This window comes from Bradyrhizobium sp. UBA2491, from assembly GCF_002341725.1.
GTDB lineage: Bacteria > Pseudomonadota > Alphaproteobacteria > Rhizobiales > Xanthobacteraceae > Bradyrhizobium.
Genome location: NZ_DDOP01000035.1, coordinates 71569 through 89272 on the forward strand (window position 1 = coordinate 71569; position 17704 = coordinate 89272).

Consider the following 17704-nt stretch of genomic DNA (forward strand, 5'->3'; position numbering starts at 1 on the left):
ACCACATGACGACATGGGTTATCTCCAGAGAGATCGAACGATGACTGGAATCGAGACACATCAGGATTGGTTGAAGGGCCGCTTTGGTGGCCGTGGTGCCACCGCCGAGCGCTGGCTGTCGCTGGCGGCGGCGCCGACCTTCGCAGTGATGACGCTGGCGGTCGCGCTGGCGCCGGCCGACTTGATCTGCGGCGCCATGCAGGGAGCGCTTTCATTGCAGGGGATGGTCCCGATGTACGCGCTGATGAGCGCATTTCACCTGGCGCCGTGGTTGCGCCTGTTCCGATGACCCGTTCATCCCTCCGGCAAGGTGAAGACCGCGCAGGGTCGCGCGATGCCGCGCAGCTCATGGGTGCCGAGCGCGACCAGCGGCGTCTCGGTCTCCGCGGCGACGGCACCCGAAACCAGCACGGTCTGTTGCAGCGGCTTGCACAGGCCTTCGAGCCGGCTGACCAGATTGACCGCAGCACCAATCGCGGTGAAGTCGAGGCGGTCGGCGGCGCCGATGTTGCCCCAGTGTACCTCGCCGAGATGCAGCGCCGCACCGAATGGCAGCGGCGGCAAACCCTGCCTGCGCCGCTCGGTATCAAGATGTGCCATGCCGACGCGCGCCGCCGACACCGCGCGCAAAGCCGCCTCGCACGCGCTACGCGCGCCGGTCGTGACCGGAAAGATCGCGAGCAGGCCGTCGCCGATGAATTTCAGCACCTCGCCGCCGAAGGCATGGATCGCACCGGCGATGCGGTCGAACCAGGCGTCGAGCGCGGCGATCACCTCGGCGGGCGGATGGCTTTCGGAGAGCGCGGTGAAGCCGCGGAGATCGGCAAACAGCAACGCCGCTTCGATGCTCTCGCCGGTGTTGCGCCGCAATGGCGATGTCAGGACGCGCGCCGCGCTGCGCCGTCCGAGATAGGCTTCCAACGCCGCCGTCAATGTCGCGCGCGCGGCGAGCGCCGCGAGTGGTGCGGCGGTGAAGCGCGCCGCCTCGCGCAAGCGATAGGCCTCGGCAGGCGTGAAGGCACGCGTTCCGATCCATCCGAGGGTTGGGCCATCGGGACGTGTTCCAATCGTGTCCTGGTGGATTGGGCCGGGCCCCAGCGTGCCGAGCCAGCGCCGGCCGGCATCGGCGGAGCCCACCATGTCCGGCATCGCAAACGGTTGTTCCGGTGCAAAGCCGAGCGCCTCGATGACCTCGCCATTGTCGGCACGCCACAACCAGGTGCGCCGTGCGATCAGGGGATGTGGAACCTCGAGCGTCAGCACGCCGCCGGCAAGCGGCAGGCCATCCGTGATAAGGTGGCGACCAAGCTCCGCCAGCAACCGGTTGGCGCCCGCGGTCTCGGCCGCGGCGTCGACCAGCCAGCTCAGTGTCGAGGACAGTTGCATTACGCCATCATGGGTTCTGGCGCCGTTCTTATCACGAATTATCCCTGAAGACCCGTCGCCAATAGAGGATGCATCGATGACCGAAGCCTTCATCGTCCAACGCGAGATGCAGATCGCAGCCCCGCCCGCGACCGTGTTCGCGTTCCTGACCGACCCGCAGAAGATCGTGAGCTGGATGGGGCTCGAGGCCGAGACCGAACTGCATCCGGGCGGGCTCTATCTGCTCAAGGGCGTCGCCGACGATCGCTCGAGGGCTGCGCGCGGCGCGTTCCGCGAGGTCGTGCCGGTGCATCGTCTTGCCTACAGTTTTGGCTGGGAGGGTGGCGCGGAAGTCCCGCCGGGATCGAGCCTGATCGAGATCGACCTGATGGCGCAGGACAACGGCACGCTGTTGCGGATGACCCATAGCGGCCTGCCCAATGCCGAGCAGTGCGCGAGCCACAGCAAGGGCTGGGCGCACTACCTTGCCAGGCTCGCGCTCGTGGTCGCGGGCAAAGCTCCTGGCCCCGATCACGGTCCACACGAAGGATGACCGTTCTTGCTCACGTCGGCCATTTCGAGCCGAGGATGATCGAACAGAAGTTCGTCCTCGTATAGTTCATGTCCTTCAGGGCCAGCACGTCGGCCTTGACGTTGCCGAAAGTGGACAGCGGTTTCTTGATCGTGCCGCCGGCGAAATGATCGATAATGTTCTCCTTGAAGTTCGCCTCGCGTGGATGGTGTGCGCAGACATGATCGCGGTGCTCGTGCGCGAAATCGTCATAGGCGATGCCGAGCACGTCCATCTCGACGCCGGCGGTGACCAGCGCGATGGTCGGGCGCATATGCTCGGGGACGCCGGGCGTGGTGTGCAGCGCGATCGAGGTCCAGACGTCCTCGATATCCCGCTCCGGTACGCCGTAACCCCTGAGGAAGTCGCGCGCGGCGTTGGCGCCGTCGACCTCGAAACGCAGGTCGGGACTCGCATGCGCGTCGGTGAGGCCCATGTCGTGGAACATGGCGCCGATATAGAGCAGCTCGGGATCGAATTTCAGCTTGCGGCGGTTGCCGGTCAGCGCGCCCCAGAAGAACACGCGACGGCTGTGGTTGTAGAGCAGGTCGTCCTCGGTATCGCGCACCAACTGGGTGGCGGCGCGGGCCATGGCGCTGTCGGGTACGCGGATGCCGGCGATGATCTCGGTCATTTCAAGACGCTCCTCGATGTGGCAAGACGATGCCGTGGCGTGCGAACACGCGGGCGCCGGCGCTCGTCTCTGCGATGTCTGCGGATCGCCTTGTGGCGTGTTCCGTAGCGTCCTTGTCGCCGGTCCTGGCCTGATCTTGCAACGATCGCGCGCCGCCGGATCGGGCCAAGGAGACGTCGTTTCGCGCCAGCGGGGCGGGGAGACAGTATGGCGGTTCAGAAGGTCGCGATCGCGATACACGAAGGGGTTCAGGCGCTCGACATCGCCGGACCGGTCGACGTGTTCGCGGAGACCAATGGCTTTGTCGCTGATGGCGATGGCTATGAGACCGTGCTGGTCGGCGCCAGCCGCGAACCGCTGCGCGCGTCGAACGGCATGAGGATCTCCGCCGATCTTCGTTTCGACGAGGCGGACGAGAAATTCGATATCCTGCTGGTTGCCGGCGGCCCGGCTTTGCCCGACGCCGCGCCCGATCCCGAACTGACGCAGTGGCTACGCCGGGCGCCGGAGCGTGCCGGACTGTATGGCTCGATCTGCACCGGCGCCTTCGCGCTCGGCCATGCCGGGCTGCTCGACGGCCACAAGGTGACGACGCATTGGCAGAACGCGCAACGGCTCGCGGCGCGCTTTCCGGCCGCCGAGGTGATCCCTGACCGGATCTACATCCGCGACGGCAGGCTGATGACTTCCGCAGGCGTCACCGCGGGCATCGATCTCGGGCTTGCGCTGGTCGGCGAGCGGCACGGGCCGCAGGTTGCGGTCGCGGTGGCCAAGCGGCTGGTCGTGGTGGCGCAGCGGCAGGGCGGGCAGTCGCAGTTCAGCCCCTTTCTCACCGCGCCGGTCGATGAGGATTCGCCGATTGCCCGCGCGCAAGCGCTTATCATGCAGCATGTCGGTGAGCGCCATACGCTGCAATCGCTCGCCGAGGCCATCGGCATGAGCGTGCGCAATTTCGGCCGCGCCTTCGCGCAGGAGACCGGCATCACGCCGCACGAGTTCGTCGAACGCGCCCGCGTCGACGCCGCGCGGCGGCTGCTCGAGGGCTCCGACAGGCCGCTGAAGGCGGTGGCCTTCGACTGCGGCTTCGGCTCGGCCGACCGGATGCGCATCGTGTTCACCGAACGGCTCGGGGTGTCGCCTGCGCAGTACCGGTCGAGTTTTCGCAAACTGTGACGCCGTTCATGAAGCGGAGGGGTGATCGCAGATAAGATCAACCTGTCCGAATTGATTTTCAATCATGCAACTCTTTCGCGAGGCCGCCATGGACGCGTTGACGCTCTTCATCATCCGTCATGCCGAGAAGCCGGGCGAGTCCTGGCCGGGGCCCGGCTTCACCGCGAACGGCGTGGCCGATACCGAGTCGCTGGTGCTGCGCGGGTGGCAGCGCGCCGGCGCTTGGGCGGCGCTGTTCGGTACCGATCTCACCGGCGGCGACTATGCCAAGCCTGACGCGATCTATGCCGCGACACCGGGGACGGAGCCCAATCAGCCACCGTCGAGCCGTCCGGCCGAGACGATCTCGGCGCTGTCAGCGCGCCGCGGCCTCACACCCAACCAGGGCTTCGGCAAGGGCGACGAGCCGGCCTTGATGAAGGCGGTGCTGGCGTCGAAGGGCGTCGCGCTGCTGTGCTGGGAGCACAAGGCAATCATCTCCGACATCCTGCCGCTGATCCCGGTCAGCAAGGGCAAGCCGCCGACCAAATGGGAGGGCAGCCGCTTCGACGTCGTGCTGCGCTTCGAGCGTGCCAAGGGCGACGACAAGTTCGCCTTCAAGGAGCTGTTTCCAAAATTGCTGTCGGGTGATTCCGACCAGCCGCTGGGCGGCTGAAGCGTCGCTCAATCGAGTCCAAGCGCCTTGCGCGATTTTCGCGTCAGCTTCGCGGCGATGAGGCGATGCGCCTGGTCGAGATAGGCCCTGAGCTCGGCGTCGGGCAGGGCGTCATTGCCGACCAGCTGCACCCATTTGGCGCGCGCCAGATAGGGCGCCGGCCGTGCGAGCTGCTGCTCGATCAAGAGCTGAAAGGCCATGTTCGAGGTCTTGAACATGAAGCCGCCGGACCGCTCGATGAAGCCGCCGGCCAGCGCGAACATCTTGCCGCCGACCTTGAACACCGACGTGCCTTCCCATTGCACCACCTTGGTGGCGGCGGGCAGGCGCAGGCAGTGGGCTTCGAAGGTCTTTGGGCGCATGAATCGCAGGCAGGAGAACTGCCAAAGCCATAAGCCAGCCGCCCGAAGGTCGACAAGCCCGGTGTGAGCCGGGGCGACCCCAGGATCGAGCCCGGTCGCTGGCTCGCGCCTGGTCCTCACGAAATCGTGGGTTGTCGTCTGATCCATCTATAGATATATCGTAAGATATGTTTTCAGTAAGGAAATCAACGATGAGAAAATCGATGTTTCGCGACCGGGACGATCACGGCTTCCGGTTTGGGTTCTTCGCCATGGGACGGCACGGCAGGGGCGGCCATCGCTTCGGCCGCGGCGGCCATGGCTTCTTCGGGCGGGGCGGCGGCGGCGACTTTCCGGGATCGCGGCGGCTCTCGTCGCAGGATCTGCAACTCGTCATCCTGGCGCTGCTCGGCGAGCAGCCGGCGCACGGCTACGAGCTGATCAAGAAGATCGAGGAGCGATCGGACGGCTTCTACAGCCCGAGCCCGGGCGTGATCTATCCGGCGCTGACCTTCCTCGAGGAGATCGGCCATGCCAGCGTTACCCAGGACGCGGCCCGCAAGCTCTACAGCATTACCGAGCAGGGCAAGGCGCATCTCGCGGAGAACCGCGCTACCGCGGACACCATTCTCGAGGCGCTGTCACGGATCGGCCGTCGCATGGAAGAGGTGCGTGAAGCCTTCGCCGGCGTCAGTGATCTCGACAGCGAGGCGTCCGACGATGTGCATCGCGCCCGTCACGCGCTGAAGAGCGCGCTGCGCCAGAAGCGCGGCTGCGATGCCGCCGAGGCGCGGCGGATCGCGAAAATCCTGGACCGCGCCGCGGCCGAAATCCTCCAGCAATGACGCGGCCGCAAGGGAGACCCTTCATGTACAACGCCGAACCGCACAGCGCGATCGCCGATGGTCGCGTCACCGCCGTCATCGAGCGCCTTCAGGCCACGCGCCGGGCGCCGATGAGGGGCAACCCGATGCAGAGCGGCAGCCGCGATCCGCACGACTATGCGGAGCAGGGATTTTCAATTCACCCGGAGCAGGGCGAATTGATCTATCTCCTGTGCCGCGGCCTGCGCGCCAGGCGCGTCGCCGAGTTCGCGACCTCGGTCGGCATGTCGACGCTGTATTTCGCGGCCGCGATGCGCGACAATGGCGGCGGCACCGTGATCGGCTCGGAGATCGTGCCGGCCAAGGTCGCGACCGCGAAGCGCCATCTCGCGGAGGCTGGCCTTGCCGACTACGCCGAGATCCGCGAGGGCGATGCGCGCAAGACGCTGCGCGATCTCGGCGGCCCCGTCGACTTCATCCTGATCGACGGCTGGCCGGGCGACAAGGGACCGACGCTGGCGCGCCAGGTGATCGAGATCGTCGCGCCGCAATTGCGGGTCGGCGGCTATGTCATGAACGACAATGCCGAGGCGGATTTTCTGGAGTTCGTGCGTGATCCCAAGAATGGCTTCGTGTCGATCACGCTGCCACTCAAGGGTGGCACCGAACTCTGCCTGAAGGTTGCATAGGGGGCGGTTCTTCTCGAAGACAAGTCCTGCTGGCGTGATTGTGAGCCGTCGTGGCATCACGCCAAGCTGGATTTTGTCGGCGCTTCTTGCTCTGCTCTCTGAAAAATCAGGAGCGAAGCGCCGCATGTCCGATATCTCGCCACATCATCCGCTCGACCGTCCGATCTGGAGCGCGCTGACCACACGACAGCGTGACCTCGCGGAGGGCGGTGCCGAGGCCCGCCGCTTTCCGCTCGCGATCGCACCTTTTGCCGATATCGCCGACATGTCGCCGCGGAGCTTTGCCGCGCTGGGCACGCTGCTGTCGGGACCTGATATCGCGGTGCTGTTCACGCCGGACCCTGTCGCTGTGCCGCCGGAGTTCAAGGTGCTGCTGGCCGAGACCGGCGAGCAGATGATCGGAACGCCTGCCAATTATACCGCGTCCGACGCCGAGATCGTCAGGCTCGGCGTCGCCGACGTTCCGGCGATGATGGCGTTGACCGAACTGACCAAGCCCGGACCGTTCAGCGCAAGGACGCATGAGCTCGGCAACTTCTTCGGCATCCGCGTCGGCGGCGAACTGGTCGCAATGACGGGCGAACGGATGAAGCCGGGGAACTATACCGAGATGACCGCGGTCTGCGTGCATCCGGACCATCGCGGCCGCGGTTATGCGCAGGCGCTGCTATCGGCGGTCGGCCGCCAGATCGTGGCGCGCGGCGAAATTCCGTTCCTGCATGTCTTCACCAGCAACGTCTCGGCGATCGCGCTGTACCGCCGCCAGGGCATGGAGATCCGCCGCCGTCTGCACATCACGGTGTTGCAGAATCAAGGGTAGGGCTGGGCTGGAGGGGAACTGTCTACTTAAGTAAATGGGGACGAAACAGTTCAGTTCAAGAATTGTCAGGTGCGCCTCCCACCGCGTATGTCCCGCCTCCCTCAAACGCTGGGGATGGAGCGGGGAGCACAGCGATGGCGGTTGCGACTTCAGGCGGATTTGCCCACGAGCGGTTTTCGGCGGCGCGCGAGGCGTTCGAGGCCAATTTCACCGAGGGGGAGGAACTCGGCGCATCGTTCTGCGCCACGATCGACGGCGAGACCGTGGTCGACCTGTGGGGCGGCTTCGCCGACGAGGCGTGCCGGCGGCCCTGGACACGCGAGACCATCGTCAACGTCTATTCGATCACCAAGACCATGACCGCGCTGACTGCGTTGTGGCTCGCCGACCGCGGCGAGCTCGATTTCGCCGCACCCGTTGCGCGCTACTGGCCGGAATTTGCGGCGAACGGCAAGGCCGCCATCACGGTGGCGCAGCTGATGAGCCATTCGGCCGGCCTCTCGGGCTGGCATCCCGCGATCAGCGGCGAGGATTTCTACGACTGGGAGAAGGCGACCTCGACACTGGCCGCGCAGGCGCCGCTGTGGGCGCCGGGCACCGCGTCCGGCTATCATGTCTACACCTTCGGCTTCCTGATCGGCGAGGTTGTGAGACGGATCACCGGCAAGACGCTCGGCATGGTGTTTCGTGAGGCGATCGCATCGCCCTTGCGCGCGGATTTCTGGATCGGGCTGCCGGCATCGGAAGACCATCGCGTTGCCGACCTCGTGCCGTTCCTGCCGTCATCGGCCGGGACCGGCATCGAGATGACGACCATCCAGAAGATCACCTTCAGCGACACCCGGACCGACGTGCCGTCGACCAAAACCCGTGCCTGGCGCGGTGCGGAAATTCCGGCGGTGAATGGTCACGGCAACGCCCGATCGATCGCTGCGATCCAGACCATCCTGGCAACCGGCGGTGTCGCGAACGGTCAGCGATTCATGTCCGAGGCTGGCTGTCGCAAGGCGTTGGAGGTGCAGGTCGATGGACCGGACCTCGTGATGCGCGGCATCTCCGTTCGCTTCGGTCTCGGCTATGGGCTGCCGAGCCCGATCCTCAGCCTGGTGCCGCCTAATCCGAACACGCTGTTCTGGTCGGGCGGCGGCGGGTCGTTCGTGCTGGTCGATACCGATGCGCGCATGACGTTTGCCTATGCGATGAACCGGATGCAGCGCGGACTGGTCGGCGATGCCCGCTCGTTCCGGATCATCCGTGCGATGTGGCGGGCGCTCGGGATGACGCCCTGACCGGTGATGTCGTGCGCTCAGGCCAGCCTGTTGCCGGCGAGATGCACCGTGCGCTTGTCGCAACTCGGATCGATCGCGACCGCGTTGGCCGCGATGTGCCCGCGTGCGGCGACGTTATTGCTGATCTCGACATTCCTGGCGCGGCCGACATAGATCGCGCTGTTCGGCTTGATCCGATAGTAATCGCCGGCACCGAACGTATTGCCGCGAATGAAGGTCTGGCCGATCACATTGCCGGCGATTTTGACGCCGTCGGCATTGCTGACGAAGATCGCGTAGATGTAGGAATCGTCGATGTGGTTGCCTTCGATGATCACGCGCCGGTTTTCGAAATTGCCCTGGAATCCGTTGGCGCCCTGCGGCGGCACCATGCCGACATAAATCGTGCCGAGCGTCTCGCTGCCGCTGGTCAGTTCGTTGGCGCCGTTGACGCAATGACTGAAGCGGTTGTTGCGGAACACGAGGTTGTCGGCAAATCCGGATTCCGACCAGAAGCCGATGTCGCTGCCCGCCTGCAACGCCACCCCGGTCGAGAAGGTGAACTGGCAATTCTCGACGATGGCGTTCGGCGCCTTCATCAGCACGCGGCCGCAGGCGTGGAAATTGCAGCGCAGCACGGTGGCGCCGGATCCGATATGCGTCAGCGAGGTGACGGCATCGCCGACCTTGAGCGGCAGGTCCTGCTGCAACACGACGTCGTAGATCAGATCCGGCTGCGTGGTCGGGCTCTTGTTCTTCCAGAGCTGGGCGATCTTCGCCTTCAGCTCCGGCGCGTGACGCTTGGCGAACTGGGCGACCTTGCCGCGCCCGAGCGAGCGGAACGTTGCGTGATCGCAGCTCTCGATGTCGTCGCCGGCCGCAAGGCCGACGTCCCATTTGGGGCTGAGCAGAAACCGCCGCGGCGCGGGTTTTGCCACGACATAATAGTAGAAGCCGTGCACGTTGATGGCGTCGTCGGAGGTGTTGGCGAAACTGCAATCCTCGATGGTCGGACCGTGCGCGACTGCGGTGAAGTGCGAGCCGTCGGAATTGGTCGAGATCAGGCGGTCGGTCGTCGCGCCCTTCGGCCGCGGTCCCGGAACCACCGAGACCTTTTGCAGCATCATCGTGCCTTCGCCGCCGTTCTCGATGATGCCCATGCCTGGCGAAGCGAGTAACTTCAGGTCGATCAGGCTGGTGGCGACACTGGTGTCCACCGCGATGGCGTGTGCGCCGCCATTGGCGACGGTAACGACGTCGCCGACCGCGACCGGCAGCTGGCTCGGGAAGCGGTCGTTCGCGCTCCAATGTAACTGCACCTTGATCAGGCCTTCGCTGAGGCGCGTGGCGTGGGCCGGCGAGAGAAAGTCGCGTGCGCCGGTCTTCAGCGCCCGGTTGTGGCGGTCCATCACCTTGAAGAAACCATCGGTGAAGGCGGCCAGCAGCGCAGCATCATCGGGATAGCCGGGATCGACCCTCACCGTGATCTCGACCGCCTTCTTGTCGAAGGCGGTGATCGTTCCCTGGGTGAAGGGCAGCGGGTCGTAGTCGATGGTGAGATCACGGACGGTGAGGCGGTTGCAGCCGGAGACCACCAGCGTTCCGGTGCGGGTGGTGTTGATCAGCTGCGCGCCGTTGCCGTTGAGCTCGAAGCCGTACAACTGCCGGAACGCCAGCGGCCGCTTGATCCGGTAGCTGGTGTTCTTCTCGAGGTTGAGGACGATGTGAGCTGGTCCGGCCTTGGCGGCCTCGGCCGCCGCCTTGGCGATTGCGGCCAGCGCCTTGGCGAACGCCGCGTCGGCATCGCCGCCGGACGTCGCCGTGAAAGTTGCCATGTCGAAACTGGCCGCGCTGGGAACCGATACCTGCTCGGCGCGGCCTTCGGTGGGGAGCAGCGGGCTCGCCACGAAAAGCGAGGCAAGCGTCAGCGCTCGCCGGCGGCTGATCGGCATGGGCACGGCTCCTTGCGCGACCGGGATTGGTCGCGCGCATGATCGGTCGGTGGAGATGAATTGGAGCCAAACGGCGAAGACATGGCGACGGGGCTCTCGACGTTGTGAACGACGTCGCCGCCGAAGCTGTCGGATTTGGATATCTTGCCGCGGTTGAGGGATTTTCCTCATTCGTGATGTGTCGATCCGTGGCTATCTTCGTTGGACCGCAACACGATGAGAGAGGATATCTCGATGTCCGAGCAATCCCAGGACAAGCATCCCGTAGCTGATCCGGCCGAGAACAACGCCTTCTTTCCGTCGCCTTATTCGCTTGGACAATTCACCTCGGCCAAGTCGGATCTCTCCGGCGCGGACTATCCCAATGCCTACAAGGGCGGCCGTTGGAAGATTCTGATGATCGCCGCGGATGAGCGCTATCTGCTGTTGCAGAACGGCACGATGTTCTCCACCGGGAACCATCCCGTCGAGACCTTGCTGCCGATGTACCACCTCGACAAGGCCGGCTTCGAGTTCGACATCGCGACGGTGTCGGGCAACCCGGTCAAGTTCGAGCTCTGGGCGTTCCCGAACCAGGATGACGCGGTCAAGAGCATCTACCAGAAGTATCTCGGCAGGCTGAAGCAGCCGCTCAAACTCTCCGACGTGATCGAAAGCAAGCTCGGCAAGGACTCCGATTATATCGCGCTGTTCATTCCCGGCGGCCATGGTGCGCTGATCGGTCTCCCCGAAAGCCTGGACGTGAAAGCCGCCCTGAAGTGGGCGCTCGACAACGACAAGCATATCGTCTCGCTTTGCCACGGTCCGGCGGCGCTGCTGGCCTCCGCGGTCGGCGAAGCCGAGGCCGACTATCCGTTCAAGGGCTACAAGATCTGCGCATTTCCTGACGCTATCGATCGGACCACGCCTGACATCGGCTACATGCCGGGTGCGCTGACCTGGGCGTTCGGCGAACGGCTGCAGGCGCTCGGCGTCGAGATTCTCAACAAGGATATCACCGGCAAGACGTATCAGGATCGCAAGTTGATCACCGGTGACAGCCCGTTCGCCGCCAACAATGTCGGCAAGGCGGCCGCGAAGGCCTTGCTCGATGCGCTCGCCGAGCGCTGAGGGCAAGGCCGAAGTTGCAGACGGCGCGGCGAACTGCCACGCCGCCTGCCATCGGACAGCGCCGCGCGGCTTGCAGGTCCGCGTCGCTTGAGGGAAAGTCCTCAATGCGTCCGGGCGTGCTCAATAGCGGTTCCCGGGACATGATGGCATCAACATGGACCGCTACATCGAAGCCGTGGTCGCAATCGAGGACAGCGAAAGCTTGCCCGCGATTCAGGCGGCCGTGCGGTCGGCGGGCGTGCCGCTCGGTTACGACCGGTTCGTGATGTTCTCGGCATCCCCGGCGCGCGATGACCTGGTCGACAAGATCTACTGGGTCGAAGGTGACTGGTTCGGCAAAGGCGTGACGATCGATGCCGAAACCTATGTCAGGCATTGTCCGGTGACGCGCAATTTCCTCAACGTGGATCAGTCCTTCTTCTGGACCAAGGTGATGTCGGCGCGCGGCGAGAAGTATCGCGTGGTCCGCACGCCGCGCGGACCTGGCTTTCACGGATTACAGGTCCCGGTGTTCGGGCGAACCGGCCTTGAAGGTGCGATGAGCCTTGCCGGGACTCGGATCGAGGCGTCGGCGCAGACCCGCGTGGTGCTGACGATGGTCGGCGTCGCGGCGTTTCGTGCTGCCCGCCGGCTGATGCAGGCGCATGCGCCGAACGGTCCGTCGAGCCTGTCACCGCGCGAGCGCGAAGTGCTGCGTTGGACCGCGGCGGGACGACGACAGGCCGACATCGCGGCGTCGCTGGGGCTATCGATGCGAACGGTGGAAAACCACCTCCGCCGCGCACGATTTCGTCTCGGCGTCGCGACCACGGCGCAGGCGATCCGGCTCGCGATTCGCAGCGGCGAGATCGAGGACTGAACGGGAACCCTGCGACCGCAAGGGGGAGACGGCGGTGCAGCGGCCTTCCTCAGCGTGTCCCTGCCGCCTTCGCCTTGGTTTCCAGCTTGTCGCCTTGTGCGGCAATCCGTGTCAATGCGTCGGCAAACGCGCGTGCGGCCGGGCCAAGCGGGTCGTCGAGCCGGCGGGCCAGATAGGCTTCCATCGCAACCGCGGCGTTGCGGCCGAGCGCGCCGGTCTCGACCCGCACCAGGTGGCGTTCCCTCAGGTCGCGCGCCACCTGCCAGAGCGGCAGGCGGCCCCAGCCGAGCCCGGCCAGGATCATGGCGTGCTTGGTGTCCTGATTACTGACCCTGCAAATCTGCGGCGAGAGCACGCCGAAGCTGCGGCCCTCCGACAGCGGCGTCGGATCCGACAGCACGATCTGCAAATGATCGGCAAGATCGGCGACGGTCTTGCGGCCGCGGCGTGCGAGCGGATGGCGTGCGGAGGTGACGGCGACCATCTGCACGGCGCAGATCGCATCGAGCGCGAGGCGGGGATCGCGGAAATCCTCGCCGACCGTCACGGCGAGCGCACTGCGCCGCTCGGTGAGCGCGGCGATCGGGCCGCCCATCGGTTCGACCGCGAGCCGCACGCTGACCGACGGATAAGCCGCCCGCATCTCGGTCAGCGCTGCGCCGACCGCGGCGATCGGAAACAGCGTGTCGACGACGAGCGAGAGCTCCGACTCCACCCCGTCGCCGAGGCCATGGGCCCGTGCCCGCATCGCATCGACCCGGAGCAGGAGGTCGCGCGCGTTGCCGAGCAGCGCCTTGCCTTCGGCCGTCAGCACCGGACGATGGCTGCTGCGGTCGAACAGCATGATGCCGAGCTCGGCCTCGAGGTTGGCGATGGCATGGCTGACCGCGGATTGCACCCGCGCCAGCCTGGTCGCGGCGGCGCGAAAGCTGCCGCTCTCGGCGATGGTGACGAAGACGCGGATCTGATCGAGCGTGAGGTTATCGAGCATGATCTATGAAATCGATCAAGGAGATGCAAAACATATCACTCCTGTCGATGGCCGCGAAACGCTATTTCTGCTGGCCTCGAGGCGAGGTGGACGCATGACGATCGAGACGGCCGTGGCGCGGCAGAGCGAGGCGAAGCGATGGGCGACGGTCGCGATCGTGATGGGCTGCGGGATCGGCGCCGCCCTCCAGGTCGGCAAGGTGCCGATCGCAGCAGCGATGCTGCAACGGAGCCTCGGCATCGACCTCGCGGCGGTGGGAACGGTCGCCGGGATTTTCGCGGTGCTGGGTCTGTTCGGCAGCGTCCCCGCCGGCGTGGTGATCGCCGCGGTGGGCGCGCGCAGGGTGCTGCTGTGCGGCCTCGCGGCGATCGCGCTGGGCGCGGCGTCCGGCGCACTCGCGCCGCAGCTCGCGGTGCTGCTGGCGTCGCGCATGCTGGAGGGGCTCGGCTTCCTGCTGGTGATGGTCGCATGCCCGGCGCTGCTCGACCGCGTCGTCGGTAACGGTGCGCGCGACGTCACCATGGCGGTGTGGAGCTGCGTGATGCCGTTCGGGATCGCGCTGGCCCTGGTCGCAGGGCCGATCTTCGATGGCTGGCGCACGATCTGGTGGGCCAGCGCGCTGCTCGTCGCCGTGCTGTTCGTCCTCGCCATTATCATCGTGCCGGGTGTTCCGTCGCGCACCGGCCCGACGCGCGCCGGCTTGATGCAGCAGGCCGCCGCGCTGGCGCGGCGCCGTACACCGGCGCTCTTGATGCTGCTGTTTGCGCTCTACAGCCTGATGTTCTTCGCCCTGTTCAGCTTCCTGCCGATCCTGCTGACCGCGCGCCTCGGCGTGTCCAGCCAGGGCGCCGGCGGGCTCAGCGCGTTGGCGGCCGCCGGCAACGTCCTCGGCAATCTCGCGGCCGGCAATTTGCTGGCGCGCGGCGTGAGCCGGCCTCTGCTGATCGCAGTGGCAGCCCTGGTGATGGGCGCATCCGCGCTCGGAATCTTCCTGCCCGTGCTCGGCGGCTGGGGTGCGTTCGTTCTGTGCTTGCTGTTCTCCGCGACCGGCGGGCTGATCCCGGCGACCTTGCTCGCGACCGCGCCGGCGGCAGCAGGCTCGGCGACGATGGTTCCGGTCATGATGGGACTGTTGATGACGGGCAGCAATTTCGGCCAGGTGACCGGGCCGATCGCGGTCGGTGCGGTGGTCTCGGCGTGGGGCTGGGGCGCGGCCAGCGTCATGGTGGTGGCCGCGGCGATGCTGGCCTGCTTGGCGGCGTGGCTGCTTGCGCGCAATCACGTCAGCGTCAGCCAGGCGAGGGGCGAGGCTTGACGCGGCGCGCGCCGGGGTCGAAGGAGTGAGGGTCTCTCACGCCAACGACAACAGGAAAGCTTCATGACACGCGTGCGCTGTATCACCGAAATGGGCATGGGCGTCGACGTCCATGGCCGTGACGCCACCAAGGCCGCCAAGCGCGCGGTTTCCGATGCGATCCGCCATTCCAGCCTCGGCTTCTTCCGCATGCTCGGCAAGACCGCCAACGACATGTTCGTCGACGTCACGATCGCCGTGCCCAATCCCGAAGACGTCGATATAGCGGCCGTTGCCAAGGAACTGCCCTATGGCACCAAGACGGTGAAGGCGATCGCAGGCGGGCTCGAAATTCCGTCCGATCTCGGCAACGACCCGATCCTGATCGCGAATGCCGCCGTCATCGTCAGCTTCGACGACGGCAAGAACGGCTGATCGGCCAGCTGCGCGTATCGGGCTCGCCGGCAGGCCCGCAACAATCAATGAGAAGGTGGAAATCATCGTGACCCAGGACAGCACGATCAAAGACAGCGCGATCAAGGACAGCAGCGACTATTGGAAGCGAGCCCGCGTCGAGTTGCGTGCGGCCGGCTTCGAGCCCGACCGCGCCATCGCGACCAACGCCGTGGTCACGATTGCGAGCGCCTACACCAATGCGCATCGCTGCAACAACCGGGTGCGGACCATCACCGATCTCCTCGTCGAGCTGCTCGCCGAGCGCGGCGGGCAGGGGCTGATCGTCGGTGCGCCGGCGGTGTCGGATGCGCTGACCCAGGGATCGCCGACGGCTGGCTATAGTCTGGTGTCGCGGGACGTCGTCGCCGATTGCTTCGAGATCGGCCACTATGCGCATCACGGCGATGCGATGATCGTGATCTCCGGTTGCGACAAGACCGGTGCCGCGGCGCTGATGCCGCTGGCGCGCACCAATGCGTTCGGCCTCGTGCTCTATCCCGGCACCAGCTCGCCGGGGCGGGTGTCGTTCGGCGCCTGGGCTGCCAAGGGCGAGAACCTCACCATCATGGATTATGCCGAGGGCCGGGCCGCGCACGAGGCCGGCCGGATCTCGGCGGACGAGATGCTCGAGCTCGAGCGCAATGTGATGCCGGGCAGCGGCACCTGCGGCGCGATGTTCACCGCCAACACCATGAGCACGATCGCGGAGGCGATCGGCATGATGCTGCCGCGCGGCGCCTCACATCCTGCCGATTACGGCGCCGGCAAGGATATCCACGCCGACGTGCGTGCCCAGGCCGGCGCCTCGGTCGATGCGCTGTACCGGCTGATCGAAGCAGGCATCCGTCCGCGCGACATCATGACCGAGCGCGCCTTCGAGAATGCGATCGCAACGGTTTATGCGATGGGCGGTTCGACCAACATGTACCTGCATCTGCTCGCGGTGGCGCGCGAGGCACAGGTGCCGATCACGATCGAGCGCGTGCAGGCGGTCGGCGAGCGGATTCCGCTGTTGGCCAATTTGCAGCCGCATGGTCCGTTCGCGATGGGCAGCCTGCATGCGATCGGCGGCGTGCCTGTGGTGATGAAGGAGTTGCTGCGCAACGGTCTGCTGCATGGCGACGTCATGACGGTGACCGGCAAGACGCTGGCGGAGAATCTCGCCGCAGTGCCGACGCTCGACGAGATGGCAGGTCAGGACATCGTCTCGCCGGTGTCGAACCCGATCGCGCCGCCGAACCGGCATATCAGCGTGCTCAAGGGCAATATCGCCCCCGAGAGCTGCCTCTTGAAGCTATCGGGCAAGACGCTGGAGAAGGGCACCTTCCGCGGCACCGCGCGGGTGTTCGACTCCGAGCCCGATACCATGGCGGCGATCCGTGCTGGCTCGATCAAGCCCGGCACCGTCATCGTGGTGCGCAATGTCGGCCCGGTCGGCGGGCCAGGCATGCCGGAAATGGTGATGCTGACGATCCAGTTGCAGGGCCGCGGCCTCGGTGAGGACGTTGCGCTGATCACCGACGGTCGCTTCTCCGGCGTCTCGCATGGCATCCTGATCGGACATATCTCGCCGGAGGCGGCGCGTGGCGGCCCTATCGCGGCGGTGCGCGATGGTGACACCATCGTGATCGACCCGGTGGCACGGACCCTGAATGTGGAGCTGTCCGCCGATGAGATCGCGAGCCGCATGGCCGCCTGGCGCGCGCTCCCGCAGGCCATACGGCCGGGGTCGGTGCACGACAAGTACACCAGGCTGGTGTCGTCGGCCCATTACGGCTGCGTGCTCTGATAGACCGATGCGGGGATCGGCGAGGGCGGCAGATACGTTATTCGCCGCCCTTGAAATAGTCCGGCTTGCCGGTCGTCCAGGTCTCGCCCCAATGCTGGCCGCCGCCGTCGACGGTCAGCGTCTCGCCGGTGACGAATTTGCCGGAAGGTGCCGCGAGGTAGCCGGCCGCTTCCGCGATGTCCCACGGCGTGCCGGGGTGCATCATCGGGTTGGAGCGCGGATAGGCGGCGCGCGCCGTCTCGCTGTAGACGTTCCAGCCCTCGGTCTCGATCGCGCCGGGCGCGATGCAGTTGATCCGGATGTTCAGCGGCGCCCATTCGACCGCGAGCGCGCGCGACAGCCCGATCACGCCGGCGCGCGCCGCGATGCTGTGGGCGATGCCGTAGAGCCCGTGCGTCGTGACCACGACGATATTGATGATGCTGCCGGGATGCTCGCGGTCGCGCCAGCGCTGCGCGGCGGCCTGCATCATGTACCAGGTGCCGTTCAGGTTGGTGTTGATGACCGCGTTCCAGCCCTTGATCGAGACATCGATCGCGGCCTGCGGGAACTGGCCGCCGGCGCTGTTGACGAGATGATCGATCCGGCCATGCGCGGCCCATAGCGTGTCGAACATCGCGTTGACCGCGTCCGGGTCCTTGATATCAGCGACATGCGCCGACGCCTTCAGGCCGCGATGTCCGAGACGCTCGACCAGCGCAGCGAGCTTGTCGGCATTGCGTCCCGCGACGACGACGTGGGCGCCGAGCCGGGCGAGCAGCCAGGCGATGGCGCGGCCGATACCGCCAGCGCCGCCCGACACGACGACCACCTGACCGGCAAGCGCATCCGTCGCGAACACGGTCGGATGTGTCGCGAGTTCGTCGTCGGAGAGGCCGAGCTTTGTCTGTTGATCATCCATGGCCGGTTCGAG

At 66.1% G+C, this 17704-nt stretch carries 19 protein-coding genes; 13 read left to right on the forward strand and 6 right to left on the reverse strand.

The window, feature by feature from the left end; all coding sequences use genetic code 11:
• Positions 1-40 precede the first annotated feature (40 nt).
• Positions 41-289, forward strand: a complete 249-nt coding sequence (locus B2W55_RS10245) for a hypothetical protein (protein WP_024581393.1) — start codon at positions 41-43, stop codon at positions 287-289.
• A 5-nt stretch (positions 290-294) separates the two neighbouring features.
• Here the strand turns inward: B2W55_RS10245 and B2W55_RS10250 are convergent, their stop codons facing one another.
• Complete coding sequence (locus B2W55_RS10250) at positions 295-1386, reverse strand: adenylate/guanylate cyclase domain-containing protein (protein ID WP_024581394.1); 1092 nt, start codon at positions 1384-1386, stop codon at positions 295-297.
• A gap of 76 nt (positions 1387-1462) precedes the next feature.
• Between B2W55_RS10250 and B2W55_RS10255 the strand changes: the two genes are divergently transcribed.
• Entirely contained in the window at positions 1463-1918 is a 456-nt protein-coding gene (locus tag B2W55_RS10255; RefSeq protein ID WP_024581395.1) for an SRPBCC family protein, read from the forward strand.
• Positions 1919-1928: 10 nt separating this feature from the next.
• On the opposite strand, the gene B2W55_RS10260 is transcribed toward B2W55_RS10255, so the two are convergent.
• The gene (locus tag B2W55_RS10260; protein ID WP_024581396.1) at positions 1929-2570 is read right to left on the reverse strand and encodes an HD domain-containing protein; all 642 of its coding nucleotides are present in this window, start codon (positions 2568-2570) and stop codon (positions 1929-1931) included.
• A 207-nt stretch (positions 2571-2777) separates the two neighbouring features.
• Between B2W55_RS10260 and B2W55_RS10265 the strand changes: the two genes are divergently transcribed.
• Both B2W55_RS10265 and B2W55_RS10270 read left to right on the forward strand, forming a co-directional pair.
• A complete protein-coding gene (locus B2W55_RS10265) occupies positions 2778-3743 on the forward strand; it encodes a GlxA family transcriptional regulator (protein ID WP_024581397.1) in 966 nt (321 codons plus the stop codon).
• An 88-nt stretch (positions 3744-3831) separates the two neighbouring features.
• Positions 3832-4398 carry a hypothetical protein gene (locus B2W55_RS10270; protein ID WP_024581398.1) on the forward strand — a complete coding sequence of 189 codons (567 nt, stop codon included), beginning with the start codon at positions 3832-3834 and terminating at the stop codon, positions 4396-4398.
• Between the two features lie 8 nt (positions 4399-4406).
• On the opposite strand, the gene B2W55_RS10275 is transcribed toward B2W55_RS10270, so the two are convergent.
• On the reverse strand, positions 4407-4760 hold the full coding sequence (locus B2W55_RS10275; protein WP_024581399.1) for an MmcQ/YjbR family DNA-binding protein: 354 nt from the start codon (positions 4758-4760) through the stop codon (positions 4407-4409).
• Between the two features lie 191 nt (positions 4761-4951).
• On the opposite strand from B2W55_RS10275, the gene B2W55_RS10280 reads away from it, so the two are divergent.
• From B2W55_RS10280 to B2W55_RS10295, 4 genes are all read left to right on the forward strand, one after another.
• Positions 4952-5584 (forward strand): PadR family transcriptional regulator, encoded by a 633-nt coding sequence (locus B2W55_RS10280; protein ID WP_244442212.1) that lies wholly within the window; start codon positions 4952-4954, stop codon positions 5582-5584.
• A 23-nt stretch (positions 5585-5607) separates the two neighbouring features.
• Entirely contained in the window at positions 5608-6252 is a 645-nt protein-coding gene (locus B2W55_RS10285) for an O-methyltransferase (protein WP_024581401.1), read from the forward strand.
• A gap of 124 nt (positions 6253-6376) precedes the next feature.
• Positions 6377-7072 (forward strand): GNAT family N-acetyltransferase, encoded by a 696-nt coding sequence (locus B2W55_RS10290; protein ID WP_024581402.1) that lies wholly within the window; start codon positions 6377-6379, stop codon positions 7070-7072.
• Positions 7073-7206: 134 nt separating this feature from the next.
• Positions 7207-8361 carry an EstA family serine hydrolase gene (locus B2W55_RS10295; RefSeq protein WP_024581403.1) on the forward strand — a complete coding sequence of 385 codons (1155 nt, stop codon included), beginning with the start codon at positions 7207-7209 and terminating at the stop codon, positions 8359-8361.
• Positions 8362-8378: 17 nt separating this feature from the next.
• On the opposite strand, the gene B2W55_RS10300 is transcribed toward B2W55_RS10295, so the two are convergent.
• Entirely contained in the window at positions 8379-10292 is a 1914-nt protein-coding gene (locus B2W55_RS10300; protein ID WP_024581404.1) for a right-handed parallel beta-helix repeat-containing protein, read from the reverse strand.
• A 234-nt stretch (positions 10293-10526) separates the two neighbouring features.
• Here B2W55_RS10300 and hchA point away from each other — a divergent pair, with 234 nt between their 5' ends.
• Both hchA and B2W55_RS10310 read left to right on the forward strand, forming a co-directional pair.
• Entirely contained in the window at positions 10527-11402 is an 876-nt protein-coding gene (gene hchA / locus B2W55_RS10305) for a glyoxalase III HchA (protein WP_024581405.1), read from the forward strand.
• A gap of 154 nt (positions 11403-11556) precedes the next feature.
• Positions 11557-12261, forward strand: coding sequence for a PA1136 family autoinducer-binding transcriptional regulator (locus tag B2W55_RS10310; protein ID WP_029879131.1), 705 nt, complete (start codon positions 11557-11559; stop codon positions 12259-12261).
• 49 nt (positions 12262-12310) lie between these two features.
• On the opposite strand, the gene B2W55_RS10315 is transcribed toward B2W55_RS10310, so the two are convergent.
• On the reverse strand, positions 12311-13252 hold the full coding sequence (locus B2W55_RS10315; protein WP_024581407.1) for a LysR family transcriptional regulator: 942 nt from the start codon (positions 13250-13252) through the stop codon (positions 12311-12313).
• Positions 13253-13346: 94 nt separating this feature from the next.
• On the opposite strand from B2W55_RS10315, the gene B2W55_RS10320 reads away from it, so the two are divergent.
• From B2W55_RS10320 to B2W55_RS10330, 3 genes are all read left to right on the forward strand, one after another.
• On the forward strand, positions 13347-14567 hold the full coding sequence (locus B2W55_RS10320; protein WP_024581408.1) for an MFS transporter: 1221 nt from the start codon (positions 13347-13349) through the stop codon (positions 14565-14567).
• A 63-nt stretch (positions 14568-14630) separates the two neighbouring features.
• Positions 14631-14981: a Lin0512 family protein gene (locus B2W55_RS10325; RefSeq protein ID WP_024581409.1), complete on the forward strand. Its 351-nt coding sequence runs from the start codon at positions 14631-14633 to the stop codon at positions 14979-14981.
• Between the two features lie 67 nt (positions 14982-15048).
• The gene (locus B2W55_RS10330; RefSeq protein ID WP_160306716.1) at positions 15049-16791 is read left to right on the forward strand and encodes a dihydroxy-acid dehydratase; all 1743 of its coding nucleotides are present in this window, start codon (positions 15049-15051) and stop codon (positions 16789-16791) included.
• 37 nt (positions 16792-16828) lie between these two features.
• Here B2W55_RS10330 and B2W55_RS10335 read toward each other — a convergent pair whose 3' ends face one another.
• Positions 16829-17692, reverse strand: coding sequence for an SDR family oxidoreductase (locus B2W55_RS10335; RefSeq protein WP_024581411.1), 864 nt, complete (start codon positions 17690-17692; stop codon positions 16829-16831).
• Between the last annotated feature and the right edge of the window lie 12 nt (positions 17693-17704).

Coding starts and splice junctions, on each gene's coding strand:
- B2W55_RS10295 (WP_024581403.1), top strand. CDS start 7,207: ATGGCGGTTGCGACTTCAGGCGGATTTGCCCACGAGCGGTTTTCGGCG.
- B2W55_RS10290 (WP_024581402.1), top strand. CDS start 6,377: ATGTCCGATATCTCGCCACATCATCCGCTCGACCGTCCGATCTGGAGC.
- B2W55_RS10255 (WP_024581395.1), top strand. CDS start 1,463: ATGACCGAAGCCTTCATCGTCCAACGCGAGATGCAGATCGCAGCCCCG.
- B2W55_RS10250 (WP_024581394.1), bottom strand. CDS start 1,386: ATGCAACTGTCCTCGACACTGAGCTGGCTGGTCGACGCCGCGGCCGAG.
- B2W55_RS10270 (WP_024581398.1), top strand. CDS start 3,832: ATGGACGCGTTGACGCTCTTCATCATCCGTCATGCCGAGAAGCCGGGC.
- B2W55_RS10335 (WP_024581411.1), bottom strand. CDS start 17,692: ATGGATGATCAACAGACAAAGCTCGGCCTCTCCGACGACGAACTCGCG.
- B2W55_RS10275 (WP_024581399.1), bottom strand. CDS start 4,760: ATGCGCCCAAAGACCTTCGAAGCCCACTGCCTGCGCCTGCCCGCCGCC.
- B2W55_RS10310 (WP_029879131.1), top strand. CDS start 11,557: ATGGACCGCTACATCGAAGCCGTGGTCGCAATCGAGGACAGCGAAAGC.
- B2W55_RS10280 (WP_244442212.1), top strand. CDS start 4,952: ATGAGAAAATCGATGTTTCGCGACCGGGACGATCACGGCTTCCGGTTT.
- B2W55_RS10285 (WP_024581401.1), top strand. CDS start 5,608: ATGTACAACGCCGAACCGCACAGCGCGATCGCCGATGGTCGCGTCACC.
- B2W55_RS10325 (WP_024581409.1), top strand. CDS start 14,631: ATGACACGCGTGCGCTGTATCACCGAAATGGGCATGGGCGTCGACGTC.
- B2W55_RS10315 (WP_024581407.1), bottom strand. CDS start 13,252: ATGCTCGATAACCTCACGCTCGATCAGATCCGCGTCTTCGTCACCATC.
- B2W55_RS10265 (WP_024581397.1), top strand. CDS start 2,778: ATGGCGGTTCAGAAGGTCGCGATCGCGATACACGAAGGGGTTCAGGCG.
- B2W55_RS10260 (WP_024581396.1), bottom strand. CDS start 2,570: ATGACCGAGATCATCGCCGGCATCCGCGTACCCGACAGCGCCATGGCC.
- B2W55_RS10245 (WP_024581393.1), top strand. CDS start 41: ATGACTGGAATCGAGACACATCAGGATTGGTTGAAGGGCCGCTTTGGT.
- hchA (WP_024581405.1), top strand. CDS start 10,527: ATGTCCGAGCAATCCCAGGACAAGCATCCCGTAGCTGATCCGGCCGAG.
- B2W55_RS10300 (WP_024581404.1), bottom strand. CDS start 10,292: ATGCCGATCAGCCGCCGGCGAGCGCTGACGCTTGCCTCGCTTTTCGTG.
- B2W55_RS10320 (WP_024581408.1), top strand. CDS start 13,347: ATGACGATCGAGACGGCCGTGGCGCGGCAGAGCGAGGCGAAGCGATGG.